This is a genomic window from Sphaerisporangium sp. B11E5 (assembly GCF_039871875.1).
GTDB lineage: Bacteria > Actinomycetota > Actinomycetes > Streptosporangiales > Streptosporangiaceae > Sphaerisporangium.
The window spans coordinates 1-13152 of the sequence record NZ_JBDPMD010000009.1 but is presented as its reverse complement, the minus strand read 5'-3'; the positions used below and the strand labels follow the sequence as shown (position 1 = coordinate 13152).

The window sequence follows — 13152 nt, the reverse complement described above, 5'->3', positions numbered from 1 at the left end:
GCGAGGTGCGGAGAGGTCTCCGGTTCACGAAGTCTGACAGGGACCTTTCTTCGCATGGAATATGTCCGTAACATCGCCTCCAGATCGGCGTGGAACATTTACCGGAAACATCTGTTGACACGCAAGAAACACTGTTATTGTGGTGGGAGCGCTCCCACACCTTCGCGATTTATCTTGAAAGCGGAGGAAGCCGGATGGCTGACCAGCCCACGCTTGCCCAGGTAGCAGCCGAAGCAGGGGTCTCCCCCGCCACGGCATCACGAGTGCTCACCGGATCGGTCCGTGTGAGCACCTCGACCCGCCGCCAGGTCCATGACGCGATGTCACGTCTGGGTTACGTACGGCACCGCGCACCCCGGGGTACTTCCGCCCGGCGGTCGGACCAGCTTGTCGCGGCGGTCGTCTGCGAGCACACGCAGCGCATGTTCGCGGAACCCTTCTACGCAAGACTCCTGTCCGCGGCGGACGAGGTGTTCACCGGCTACGGTGTGCCCTTCGTGGTGATGACCGCCACCCCGGCGACCTCCACGATCGCCGCGCCACCGCTGGTCACGGGCTCGTTCGACGGTGTCCTGCTCGCGGGCGCCAGAGAGCGGCATCCCCTGGCGGTGACCCTCGCCGCGTCCGGGATCGCCGTGCGCAGTGCGGGCCGCCCGCCGGACGGCATCGACCTGCCGTTCGTCGACATGGACAACAGGGACGGCGCCCGCCAGGCCGCCGAGCACCTCCTGCTGACCAACAGGCGGGCGATCACCGTCATCGCGGGACCCCCCACGTTGCCGGGCGCCAGGGACCGTCTCGACGGCTTCCTGCGCACTCTCAACGCGGCCGGGATGACCGAGATCCCTGTGGCGTACGGCGACTTCACGCACGCCTCAGGCGCGCACGCCATGCAGTGGCTCCTGCAGCGATCGCCGCACCTCGACGCGGTGTTCGCCGCCTCGGACCCGATGGCCGCGGGCGCCATGCAGGCGCTGCGGCGCGCCGGGCGCCGGGTGCCGGACGACGTGGCGGTGGTCGGCTTCGACGACGCCCCGCTCGCCCGGCACACCTCCCCCACCTTGACGACTGTGCGTCAGCCGGTGGAGGAGATGGCCGTGCTCGCGGCCAGGATGCTGCTCATGTCGATCACCTCCGAGGAGGACGTCCAGCACGGCAACCCGATCCTGCCCACGGAGCTGGTGGTACGTGAATCAACTTGATGCGGGGGGCGTGCAGGAAGGCGATGTGCTCACGCGCCGTTACCGGCTCGTCGAGCGCATCGCCTCGGGGGGCATGTCGGCGATCTGGCGCGCCTTCGACCAGTCGCTGCACCGTACCGTCGCGATCAAGTTGCTGGACGGCAGCGTAGGTGGTGACAACGACGGTCGTGATCTCATCATGCGCGAGGCGCGGGCGACCGCGCGGCTGATCCATCCGGACGCCATCGAGGTGTACGACTACGGAGAGACGGTCACCACGCGTGGCCGGCTCGCCGCGTACGTCGTGATGCGGCTGCTCGACGGGCGGCCGCTTTCCGAGCGCATCGACGAGGGCCCGCTTCCCTGGCGGGAGGCCGTGGTGATCGGGACCCGCGTGGCCCTGGTCCTGGCGGCCGCCCACCAGCGGGGCATCGTGCACCGCGACGTCACGGCGGAGAACGTCCTGCTCTCCCCCGAGGGCGCCAAGCTGCTGGACTTCGGCATCGCGGCGTACGTCGGTGAGCAGGTGGACCAGCGGCTGGCCGACTTCGGCACGCCGCCCTACGTGGCGCCCGAGCGCCTCACCGGCACGACCGTGCACCCGTCGGTCGACGTGTACGCGCTCGGCGTGCTGCTCTTCGAGATGCTCACCGGCACCCTTCCCTATCCCGAGATCACCTGGGAGGCGCTGGAGAACGCGCGCAGGACCGGGCCGCCGCCCGCCCCGTGCGTCCCCGGCCTTCCCGCCGAGGTGGCCGAGCTGTGCCGGCGCTGCCTGTCGCAGGACCCGGGCGAGCGGCCGAGCGCGCAGTACGTCGCCGACGTGCTGGGCGCCTCGCTCGCGGCACCCGCCGTGACGACCGGCAGGTCCACACCCCCGTGGGTGCGGCGGGCCAGGGTCGTCACCATCGCGGCCGCGGTGCTGACCACCTGGACCGCGGTGCTGCTGTGGGTGCAGCCGGACGTGACGCCGCCGGTCGCGACGGCCTTCACGACCGGGCCGTCCCAGCCGGCCGCGCCGGACGGCGAACGGCACGGAGGGGCGCTCGCCGAGCCGATCTCCGACGCCGACGCCGACATGGAGACCGGGACCATACTGGAAGGCTCGCCCACCGTGTCGCCGACCGGCGCGGTCACGGTCTCCCCGTCCCCCTCTCGACCTGCCGCTTCACGGCCGGCCGAGCCGAGGAAGGAGTCACCTCCGGTCGCGCAGGCACCGCCCGGCACGCCGCAGGACGAGCCGGACCCGCCGGCCCCCACCGGCGCGGGCACGGCCGTACCCACGCTCACCCAGGCCGTCGGCCGGTTCGACGCCACCCTGTCGGCGGGGCAGGAGGCCGGGCACATCCGGCCCGATGTCGCCCTGGACCTGCGGCAGGTGGTCCACAACCTGATCAAGTCGGACGGCGACCCGTCCGACGGGCTCGCGCGGGTCCGCGCCAAGCTGGCGGACCGGGAGCGCGAGGGCGGCCTCACCCCGCAGATACGGCAGGAGCTCGACGAAGGGCTCTCGCTCATCGGCGCGGCGCTGCAGAAAGCCGCGTAGCACCGCACGCACCGCGCGCCCGGTCCCAGGCCGGGTGCCGCGCGGTTCTCCCCGCCCGGACGGCCGCCGTGCCGCGCGTCCGGGCCCTCCCACCGCCCCTTGCGGCGGTCTCGTCGTGTGCCGGGGCGTTCCTTCACCGCGCAAAGTATCCCGGCAAATCCGATTGTTTACCCGGAAATAATTGGTTCTTCGAATTTAGCCTTATTTCAGAACAATGGCGGGCGGAGAGTGACGATCTTGTCGCTCGCAAGCGTGTCCGAAAATAGGGTTGACCCCAGTCCTTGACCCCGCCTTGACCGGACATGGCCACATGGGAGCGCTCCCAGCACGGCGGAACATCTTCCTCGCGACACACGCGCCGGGCGTGGAATCTCCGGCCGGCGGCCGGAGCGCCGAGCCCGTGACCATGGGAAACCTGGGACGCACTTACGGCCCGCACCCTACCTCAGCCGTGGAATTTCCACTCTCGGAAGATCCGGTGAAAGTTACACAGCCGACCCTAGGCCATGCCCCAGGTCACACCCTGGGCGGGAAGCCCCCGGGGGCCGCTCTGTTGACGACCGGGGCACCCGCGCGAACCATGGCTCCGCCGTGCGGCCCTCCCGGCCGGGCACGGCAGGTCGGCCCTCACCGGGCCGATATGGGCGCGCTCCGGCGGCGCCGTCGCGCCTCCCATGTCACGAAGGGGTTTCCCGATGAGAACACGATGGAGCGGCAGCAGGTGGCAGGCCGCGGTGACCGCGGTCGTGACCACCGCGGCCGCGGCGGCGATCGCCGTGACACTCGGCTCCGCTCCCGCCGGCGCCGCCGGCGGCACGGGCGTGGGCTATCTCCACACCAACGGCAACAAGATCGTCGATAGCACGGGCGCGACGGTGCGGCTGACCGGCATCAACTGGTTCGGCATGGAGACCGACAACAAGACCTTCCACGGTCTGTGGGCCAACAACCCGTGGCGCAACCAGATCGACCTGATGGCGAGCCTCGGGTACAACACCATCCGCGTGCCGTACTCCGACGACGCGGTCAAGCCGGACGCGGTGGCGACCAGCGTCAACACCTTCAGCAACCCCGACCTCGTGGGGCTGAGCCCGCTGCAGATCCTGGACAAAGTCATCGAGTACGCCGGCGGCAAGGGGATGCGGATCATCCTGGACCGGCACCGGCCCACCTCCGCCGGCCAGAGCGCCCTCTGGTACACGCCGACGGTGCCCGAGAGCACCTGGATCAGCAACTGGAGGATGCTCGCGCAACGCTACGCGGGCAACACCACCGTCATCGGCGCCGACCTGCACAACGAGCCGCACGCCGACGGCACCGAGCCCAACAGCACAGGGTCCTGCTGGGGGTGCGGGGACTCGGGCCGCGACTGGCGCCTCGCCGCCGAGCGCGCGGGCAACGCGATCCTGGCCGTGCAGCCGAACTGGCTGATCTTCGTCGAGGGCGTGAGCTGCCCGAGCGGCGGCAACGCCAACGCCTGGGACAACATCCCCGACGAGCCGTGCGGCTGGTGGGGCGGCAACCTGTCCAAGGTCAGGGACTTCCCCGTGCGACTCGACGTGGCCAACCGGCTGGTCTACTCCCCGCACGAGTACGCGACCTCGGTCTTCCGCCAGTCGTGGTTCGACGACCCCGCGTACCCGGCGAACATGCCCGCCATCTGGGACCGGTTCTTCGGCTACATCCACAAGGAGAACATCGCCCCGATCATGATGGGCGAGTTCGGCACCACGCTGGCCAGCGACACCGACCGCATCTGGCTCACGGAGCTGATGAAGTACACCGGCACCGGCGTGAACGGCATGTCCTTCACCTACTGGTCGTGGAACCCCAACTCCGGCGACACCGGCGGCATCCTGCGGGACGACTGGACCACGGTGGACCAGGCCAAGCAGAGCATCCTGCAGCCCTACCTGATCCCGCCCGTCGGCGGCGGCACCGGCACGCCGTCCCCCACCCCGACCCCCACTCCGACCCCCACTCCCACGCCTACGCCGACGCCGACCCCCACGCCTACTCCGACCCCCACTCCCACTCCGACGCCGACCCCCACGCCGGGTACGCGGTGCCAGATCACCTACCGGCTGATCAACGCCTGGCAGGGCGGGTTCCAGGCCGAGCTGGCGATACGCAACAGCGGCACCACCCCGTGGACCAACTGGACGGTCGTCTGGACCATGCCCTCCGGCGTGACGCTCGTCAGTGGCTGGAACGGCGTGATCAGCCAGAACGGGACCGTGTGGACGGCCAGGGCACCGAGCTACGCCCCGACGCTCCCCGCCGGCCAGACGGTCACGGTGGGCTTCACGGCCAACGGCCCCTCGTCCCTCGCCCCCACGGCGTTCACCTGCACCTAGCGGGGATCACCGGCGCGGGACGAACGCCTGTCCCGCGCCGGTGACCGGTGCGCGGACCGGTGGGCCCATGTACCGATCGCGGAGAATGTCCGAAAGCTGAAAGTTTCAAGTAGGTGTCAACCGCTCGTGTAAGCCGGACATAAGAACGGCCAGGCTGGCGACCAGGGAGACCTCCCCCGCACGAAATCTGCCTGACACGTCATTGACATCTTTGTCGCGCCCACCAGAATTTCCAGGTGGGAGCGCTCCCATTCACCATCATTCACTCCGCCCGGTACGAGACCGACGCTTCGCACACCATCTGTACCATCCGTCGTCATTTATTCCTTTGGAGTACCTTCAGGATGTCTTCAACATCGTTAGGAGCGGGAGCGCTCCCACGGAGCCGTGCCAGAAGGCGCGGGGTGTGGGTGGCGTTGGTCAGCCTGGCGGCCGGCCTGTTCACCATCTTGACCACCACGCCGGCCTCAGCCGCCGTGTCCTGCGACGTGACCTACACGAAGCAGAGCTGGAACAACGGCTTCACCGCCTCTGTCGTGATCAAGAACACCGGCGACCCGTGGACGAACTGGACCCTGCGGTTCACGTTCCCCAACACCGGCCAGCGGGTCACCCAGGGCTGGAGCGCCAACTGGACGCAGAGCGGCCAGAACGTCACCGCGACCAACATGCCGTGGAACGGCAGCCTCGGCACCGGCCAGTCGACCACCATCGGCTTCAACGGCGCGCACACCGGCACCAACAGTGACCCGGCCTCGTTCACGGTCAACGGGGTGACGTGCAACGGCGGGCAGACGAACTCGCCGCCGGCGGTCACCCTCACCTCGCCGACCGCGGGCCAGACCTACACCGCGCCCGCCACGGTGAACCTCGCCGCCACCGCCTCCGACGCCGACGGCACCATCAGCCGGGTCGAGTTCTACAACGGCACCACCCTGCTCGGCAGCGACACCACCGCGCCGTACACCTACACCTGGACGAACGTCCCGGCGGGCGACTACTCGCTGACGGCACGGGCGTACGACAACGGGACACCGGCGCTGGTCGGCAACTCCGGGCCGATCGGCATCAGGGTCGACGGCACACAGGCCTCGACGATCGTCGCGAGCGCGTCCACCCTCCTCGTCCCCGAGGCCGGCAACGCGACCTACACCGTCCGCCTGTCGCGCCAGCCCAGCAGCAGCGTCACGGTGACCACCACCAAGGCCTCCGGCGGCGACGCCGACCTGACCCTCAGCTCGGGCTCCCCCCTGACCTTCACCACGTCCAACTGGAACACGCCGCAGACCGTCACCATCGCGGCGGCCGAGGACAGCGACAGCACCTCGGGCTCGGCCACCTTCACCTCCGCGGCCAGCGGCTGGACCAGCGCCGCCGTGGTCGCCACCGAGGCCGACAACGACGGCAGCAGCGGCAACGAGTACATCCAGCGCTTCACCACGCTGTACAACAAGATCAAGGACCCGGCCAACGGGTACTTCTCGCCGGAGGGCGTCCCCTACCACTCGGTGGAGACCTTCCTGGTCGAGGCCCCGGACCACGGTCACGAGACCACCTCCGAGGCGTTCAGCTACCTACTGTGGCTGGAGGCCGTGTACGGCCAGGTCACCGGCACGTGGACCCCGTTCAACAACGCGTGGGCCCTGATGGAGAGGTACATCATCCCCGCCCAGCGGGACCAACCCACCAACTCCAGCTACAACCCGAACGACCCCGCGACCTACGCCGGTGAGTGGAACGACATCTCGGACTACCCGTCTGAGCTCGACGGCAACGTGAGCGTCGGCGTCGACCCCATCGCCAACGAACTGCAGGCCGCGTACGGCACCCGGGACATCTACGGCATGCACTGGCTGCTGGACGTCGACAACACCTACGGCTTCGGCCGCTGCGGCGACGGCACCACCAAGCCCGCTTACATCAACACCTACCAGCGCGGCCCGGAGGAGTCGGTCTTCGAGACCATCCCGCAGCCGTCCTGCGACACCTTCGCCTTCGGTGGCCCGAACGGCTACCTGGACCTGTTCACCGGCGACGCGCAGTACGCCCGCCAGTGGAAGTACACCAACGCGCCGGACGCCGACGCGCGCGCCGTCCAGGTCGCGTACTGGGCGAACATCTGGGCGACCGCCCAGAACAAGCAGTCCCAGATCTCGGCGACCCTGGAGAAGGCCGCCAAGATGGGTGACTACCTGCGCTACGCGATGTACGACAAGTACTTCAAGCAGCAGGGCTGCACCAGCACCTCCTGCCCGGCGGGCACCGGCAAGAACTCCTCGGCGTACCTGCTGTCCTGGTACTACGCCTGGGGTGGCGCGTACGACACCTCGGCCGGCTGGGCGTGGCGCATCGGTTCGAGCCACAACCACCAGGGCTACCAGAACCCGCTGGCGGCCTACGCGCTGAGCAACGTGTCGGCGCTGCGCCCGCGCGGCGCGACCGCGGTACAGGACTGGAGCACCAGCCTCACCCGGCAGCTCGAGTTCTACCGCTGGCTGCAGTCCGCCGAAGGTGCCATCGCCGGCGGCGCGACCAACAGCTGGGAAGGCCACTACGCGACGCCGCCGGCCGGCACGTCGACCTTCTACGGCATGCGGTACGACTGGCAGCCCGTCTACCACGACCCGCCGTCCAACCAGTGGTTCGGCTTCCAGGTCTGGTCGATGGAGCGTGTCGCGGCGCTGTACAACGCCACCGGCAACGCGCAGGCCAAGGCGATCCTCGACAAGTGGGTCCCGTGGGCCATGGCCAACACCACCATCGGCACCGGCGGCACCTACCAGATGCCGTCGACGCTGCGGTGGACCGGCCAGCCGGACAACTGGAACGCCTCCAGCCCCGGTTCCAACAGCAACCTGCACGTCACCGTCGTCGACCACACCACCGACGTCGGCGTGGCCGGCTCCTACGCCAAGGTCCTCATGTACTACGCCGCCCGGGCCAACAACACGGCGGCGCGGGACATGGCCAAGGCGCTGCTGGACGGCGTGTGGGCCCACTCCGACTCCAAGGGTGTCTCGGTGCCGGAGACCAAGGCCGACTACAACCGTATCGACGACCCGATCTACGTCCCGCCGGGCTGGACCGGCGAGATGCCGAACGGCGACGCGATCAACTCCAGCTCCACCTTCATCTCCATCCGGTCCTTCTACCGCAACGACCCGGACTGGCCGAAGGTCGAGGCGTACCTGAACGGCACGGGCCCCGTCCCGACGTTCAACTACCACCGCTTCTGGGCGCAGGTCGACGTCGCCGTCGCCCTCGCCGAGTACGGCCGCCTGTTCCCCTGATCCGCAGGCCACGGTGCGGCGGCGCCTGACACGCCGTCGCACCACCTGCCAGGCGGCCGCGCCGACGCCTGACACGTTCGCGCGGACCGCCGAGGCGGGGTGCGGTGGGCCTGCCCCCCACGGCACCCCGCCCGCCCCACCCCTGCTCCACCCGCACCGCCACGGCACCACCGGCTCCCCCTCCAAGCCACGTAAGTCCGAGAGGCCATCGATGTCCCTCAAACGCGCCCTCACCGGCCTGGCGATCCTCGCCGCGTCGGTCACGTTCTTCCCGGTTCTCGGTCCGGCCTCCGCGGCCCCCGCGTTCAACTACGGCGAGGCGCTGCAGAAGTCCCTCTTCTTCTACGAGGCCCAGCGCGCGGGCGACCTGCCCGCGAACAACCGGGTCGCGTGGCGCGGCGACTCCGCGCTGACCGACGGCCAGAGCGCCGGCCTCGACCTGTCCGGCGGCTGGTACGACGCGGGCGACCACGTGAAGTTCGGCCTGCCGATGGCGTCCAGCGCCACGATGCTCGCCTGGGGGGCCGTCGAGTACCGCGACGCGTACCAGAGCTCCGGCCAGCTCCCTTATCTCCTGGACAGCCTGAAGTGGGTCAACGACTACTTCATCAAGGCCCACCCCTCGGCGAACGTGCTCTACGGCCAGGTGGGCAACGGCGGCGCCGACCACGCCTGGTGGGGCCCGGCCGAGGTCATGACGATGAGCCGCCCGGCGTACCGCATCGACGCCACCTGCGGCGGGTCGGACCTCGCGGGCGAGACCGCCGCCGCGATGGCCGCCTCCTCCATGGTGTTCCGGCCCACCAACCCCACGTACGCCGACACGCTGGTCAGCCACGCGCGGCAGCTCTACACCTTCGCCGACACGGTGCGGAAGGTCTACAGCGACTGCATCACCGACGCGGCCGGGTACTACCGCTCCTTCAGCGGCTACAACGACGAGCTGGTCTGGGCGGCCGCCTGGCTGCACCGGGCCACCGGTGAGGCCTCTTATCTGACCAAGGCCGAGCAGTACTACGACAACCTCAGCAACGAGCAGCAGACCACCACCAAGTCGTACAAGTGGACGATCGCCTGGGACGACAAGTCCTACGGCGCCTACGTGCTGCTCGCCAAGCTCACCGGCAAGCAGCGGTACATCGACGACGCCAACCGGTGGCTGGACTTCTGGACGGTCGGGGTGAACGGCCAGCGGGTGAACTACTCCCCCGGCGGCCAGGCCGTGCTCGACCAGTGGGGCTCGCTGCGGTACGCCGCCAACACCGCCTTCACCGCGCTCGTCTACAGCGACTGGCTGAGCGACGCCACGCGCAAGAGCCGCTACCACGACTTCGCCGTCCGGCAGATCAACTACGCGCTGGGCGACAACCCGCGCCGCTCCTCCTACGTGGTGGGCTTCGGGAACAACCCGCCGAAGAACCCGCACCACCGCACCGCGCACGGCTCGTGGTCCAACAGCATCAACGAGCCCGCCGCGACCCGGCACGTCCTGTACGGCGCGCTGGTCGGCGGACCGAAGTCGGCCGACGACGCCTACGCCGACAGCCGCAACGACTACGTGATGAACGAGGTCGCCACCGACTACAACGCCGGGTTCACCGGCGCGCTCGCCCGGCTGTACCGGGAGTACGGCGGCGAGCCGCTGGCGAACTTCCCGGTGGCCGAGACGCCCGACGGGCCGGAGATCTACGTGCAGGCCTCGGTCAACGCGTCCGGCGGCGCCTTCACCGAGATCAAGGCCGTGGTCCACAACCACTCGGCGTGGCCGGCGCGGACGTTGTCCGACGGGTCGCTGCGGTACTACTTCACGCTGGACGGCAGCACCACGCCGTCGCAGATCACCCTGTCCTCGGCGTACACGCAGTGCAAGCCGCCGACCGGGCCCACGCAGTTCTCCGGCCGGATCTACTACATCACCATCGACTGCTCGGGGCAGGCCATCGCGCCCGCCGGGCAGTCGGAGTCCCGGCGTGAGATGCAGTTCCGCATCGCCAGCTCGGGCACGTGGGACCCCACGAACGACTGGTCCTACACCGGCGTGGCGACCACGCCGGGCGGGACACCGGTCACCGTGCAGAACATCGTGGTGTACTCCGGGACCACCCGGATCTACGGCACCCTGCCCGGCGCCGATCCCGACCCGACGCCGACGCCCACCCCCACGCCGACCCCGACCCCGACGCCCACCCCGACGCCCACCCCGACCCCCACTCCGACACCGACCCCGACCCCGACACCGACCCCGACCCCCACCCCCACGCCGGGACGGGCCTGCACGGCGACCTACACGATCACCAGCACCTGGTCGGGCGGCTTCCAGGCCGGCGTGGTGGTGCGCAACAGCGGCGCCGTGGCGCTGAGCTCGTGGACGGTGAACTGGACGTTCCCGAGCGGGCAGACGGTCAGCCAGATCTGGAACGCCGCCCACACCCAGTCCGGGGCATCCGTCACCGCGCGGCCCTTGAGCTACAACTCCGCCATCGGGGTCGGCCAGACGACCTCGTTCGGCTTCCTCGGGACAGGCGCCGGCACCGTGCCGGCCACGGTGGGCTGCAGCCCCGCCTGATCCCCCCGAAGACGTGGTCTCATGCCCTGGGAGCGCGAGACCACAGCCCGGCCGGGCCTCATCAGCCCGGCCGGGCACCCGAGGCCCCGCCCCTTGGGGCGGGGCCTCCACACCCCGTCCCGACCCTGAGTCCTGACTGAAAGTTTCCGGCGTCCTCGCAGCTCACAGGCGCTTCACCACAGCCCCTGATTGACCGTGAGGCGACGCGGTCCCTACGGTCGCGGCGATATCGAGGAGGAATTCGATGAACGCCGAACGGTACCCGCGTCGCCTGCTCGACGCGTCGAGAATCCCCCTGATCGTGGTGCTGGCGTTCGCGATGCTCGGCGTCGTCGAGCAGCCACGGGTGGCCACGGCGGTCGGGGCGGCCAAGGCCGCCGCGCTCCCCTACCAGGACCCGAGCCTGCCGGTCCCGACCCGGGTGGCCGACCTGATGTCCCGGATGACGGTGGACGACAAGGTGGGCCAGATGGTCCAGGCCGAGCGTGCCGCGCTCACCACGATCTCGGACATCGCGACGTACCGGATCGGCTCGATCCTCTCCGGCGGCGGCTCGGTGCCGTCGCCCAACAACGCAAGCGGCTGGGCCGACATGTACGACAACTTCCAGCGGCAGGCGCTGTCCACGCCGCTGGCCATCCCGATGATCTACGGGGTGGACGCGGTGCACGGCCACAACAACCTGATGGGCGCCACGATGTTCCCGCACAACATCGGGCTCGGCGCCACCCGCGACCCCGACCTGGTGCAGCGGATCGGCCGGGCCACCGCCGAGGAGGTCACCGGCAGCGGCATGGACTGGACGTTCGCCCCCTGCCTCTGTGTGGCCCGGGACGACCGGTGGGGCCGCACCTACGAGTCGTTCGGTGAGAACCCGCAGCTCGTCAGCCAGATGGCGAGCATCGTCACCGGTCTGCAGGGCTCCGCGCTCGGTGGTTCCGCCTCGGTGCTCGCCACCGCCAAGCACTACGTCGCCGACGGCGGCACCACCGGCGGCCGGGACCAGGGCGACGCCCAGATCAGCGAGGCCGACCTGCGCGCCGTCCACCTGCCGCCGTTCCGCGCCGCCATCGAGCGCGGCGTGGGCTCGGTGATGATCTCGTTCAGCAGCTGGAACGGCCAGCGGATGCACGGCCACCGCTACCTCATCACCGACGTGCTCAAGAACGAGCTCGGCTTCAGCGGCTTCGTGGTGACCGACTGGGCGGCCATCGACCAGCTCGACGGTCAGCCCGGCTTCACCGCCGACGAGATCAGGACCTCGTTCAACGCCGGCATCGACATGGCGATGGTGCCGACCAACCACCGGCAGTTCATCACGCTGCTGAAGCAGGAGGTGCAGGCCGGCCGGATCAGCGCCGCGCGCGTCGACGACGCCAACCGCCGCATCCTCACCAAGAAGTTCGAGATGGGGCTGTTCGAGCGTCCGATGGCGGACCGCTCGTACGCCTCGACGATCGGCGGCACCGCCCACCGCGACCTGGCCAGGGAGGCCGTGCGCAAGTCGCAGGTGCTGCTGAAGAACAGCGGCGGCATCCTGCCGCTCGCCAAGAGCGGCGGCAAGATCTTCGTGGCGGGCAAGAGCGCCGACGACATCGGCAACCAGAGCGGCGGCTGGACGATCTCCTGGCAGGGCTCGTCGGGCAACATCACCTCCGGCACCACGATCCTGCAGGGCATCCGCCAGAAGGTGGGCTCCGGCACGACCGTCACCTACACCAGGGACGGCTCGGGCGTCGACTCCAGCTACCGGGCCGCCATCGCGGTCGTCGGTGAGACGCCGTACGCCGAGGGCCAGGGCGACCGGACGTCGCTGTCCCTCGACTCGACGGATCTGGCCACGTTGTCGCGGCTGCGGGCCGCCGGCGTGCCGGTGATCGTGGTGCTGGTGTCAGGACGCCCGATGGACATCTCGTCGCAGCTCGGCGGGTGGAACGCGCTGGTCGCCTCGTGGCTGCCCGGCACGGAGGGCGGCGGCGTGGCGGACGTGCTGTTCGGCGACCACGCGCCGACCGGGAAGCTGCCGATGACGTGGATGCAGAGCATCAGCCAGCAGCCGATCAACACCGGCGACGGCAAGCAGGCCCTCTTCGAGTACGGCTACGGCCTGACCTACGGCGCCACCCCCACCCCGACCCCCACACCGACACCGACCCCCACTCCCACCCCGACCCCCACACCGACACCGACCCCAACTCCCACCCCGACCCCC

At 69.9% G+C, this 13152-nt stretch carries 6 protein-coding genes; all 6 read left to right on the top strand.

The window, feature by feature from the left end:
* Nucleotides 1–194 precede the first annotated feature (194 nt).
* Nucleotides 195–1202 carry a LacI family DNA-binding transcriptional regulator gene (locus tag ABGB17_RS11510; protein WP_347628341.1) on the top strand — a complete coding sequence of 336 codons (1008 nt, stop codon included), beginning with the start codon at nucleotides 195–197 and terminating at the stop codon, nucleotides 1200–1202.
* Nucleotides 1189–2727 (top strand): protein kinase, encoded by a 1539-nt coding sequence (locus ABGB17_RS11505; protein ID WP_347628339.1) that lies wholly within the window; start codon nucleotides 1189–1191, stop codon nucleotides 2725–2727. The genes ABGB17_RS11510 and ABGB17_RS11505 overlap by 14 nt, the downstream gene beginning before the upstream one ends.
* A 695-nt stretch (nucleotides 2728–3422) precedes the next feature.
* On the top strand, nucleotides 3423–5084 hold the full coding sequence (locus ABGB17_RS11500; protein WP_347628337.1) for a cellulase family glycosylhydrolase: 1662 nt from the start codon (nucleotides 3423–3425) through the stop codon (nucleotides 5082–5084).
* Nucleotides 5085–5428: 344 nt separating this feature from the next.
* Nucleotides 5429–8374 carry a glycoside hydrolase family 48 protein gene (locus ABGB17_RS11495; protein ID WP_347628335.1) on the top strand — a complete coding sequence of 982 codons (2946 nt, stop codon included), beginning with the start codon at nucleotides 5429–5431 and terminating at the stop codon, nucleotides 8372–8374.
* Nucleotides 8375–8585: 211 nt separating this feature from the next.
* Nucleotides 8586–10940 (top strand): glycoside hydrolase family 9 protein, encoded by a 2355-nt coding sequence (locus ABGB17_RS11490; RefSeq protein ID WP_347628333.1) that lies wholly within the window; start codon nucleotides 8586–8588, stop codon nucleotides 10938–10940.
* 244 nt (nucleotides 10941–11184) lie between these two features.
* Nucleotides 11185–13152 (top strand): glycoside hydrolase family 3 N-terminal domain-containing protein (locus ABGB17_RS11485; RefSeq protein WP_347628331.1); only part of this gene is annotated, 1968 nt, incomplete at its 3' end.

What these genes read in the sequence shown, in the direction of transcription:
- ABGB17_RS11500 (WP_347628337.1), top strand. Translation starts at nt 3,423, where the DNA reads ATGAGAACACGATGGAGCGGCAGCAGGTGGCAGGCCGCGGTGACCGCG.
- ABGB17_RS11490 (WP_347628333.1), top strand. Translation starts at nt 8,586, where the DNA reads ATGTCCCTCAAACGCGCCCTCACCGGCCTGGCGATCCTCGCCGCGTCG.
- ABGB17_RS11510 (WP_347628341.1), top strand. Translation starts at nt 195, where the DNA reads ATGGCTGACCAGCCCACGCTTGCCCAGGTAGCAGCCGAAGCAGGGGTC.
- ABGB17_RS11495 (WP_347628335.1), top strand. Translation starts at nt 5,429, where the DNA reads ATGTCTTCAACATCGTTAGGAGCGGGAGCGCTCCCACGGAGCCGTGCC.